The organism is Bacillus sp. mrc49, assembly GCF_002803435.1.
This window is the reverse complement of sequence record NZ_PHNG01000631.1, coordinates 1-616: the sequence shown is the minus strand read 5'-3', so window position 1 is coordinate 616 and position 616 is coordinate 1. Positions and strand designations below refer to the sequence as shown.

The 616-nt window shown below is 37.0% G+C and carries 1 protein-coding gene; it reads right to left on the bottom strand.

From position 1 onward, the window contains the following. Positions 1 to 4 precede the first annotated feature (4 nt). On the bottom strand, positions 5 to 616 hold a 612-nt coding region (locus CVN76_RS06545), incomplete at its 5' end, for a terminase TerL endonuclease subunit (protein WP_232732127.1).

Below are 616 nucleotides of genomic sequence, written 5' to 3'. Positions count from 1 at the left end.
CTCCTTAAAAACTAAATTCCTCACTTGTATAAAAATCGTTATAATCGACGCCACTTTCTAGCGCGGTCATGGCCTGAGTAAAGGCGTTCAGAGCTGCAGCTAGTGGATCTATTTTATTACGGTTCATTTTCTTATCAATCATAACCGTATCATTTTGAACTAAAGTGATAGCGTTATTAATAGCAATGTTTAAAAGAGGGTTGTTTGTATGCGCTATGTTCTTTTCAAATACATCGACTTGAAATTGTTTTGTAGCTGGGCTTAAAGTCTTCCAGCCCTGGCGTACTGCAACCAATGGGTATAGATCCTCTAATTCTGTAATAAAAGGCGCCGCGCTCCATTCATCATAAAAGATCCCTTTCACATTAAAGTTAAATCGTTCTACAAGGGAATGAATAAAATTAATAACGTCTTTATAATCAATAATTCCGCTTTCCTTCGTCGTGATCGTGCAAAAACCTTCAGTTTCTAGAGCTGAATAGTCTATTTTATCCCGCTTCATTTTGTTTTCCAGGCCCTCTTTAGTTCCTACAAAAGAATGACTATTTACATAAAATCTATTATTCCCTTCTTCGTCTACATAAGGAACTATCCAGGAAACGGCGGTTAAATCCGT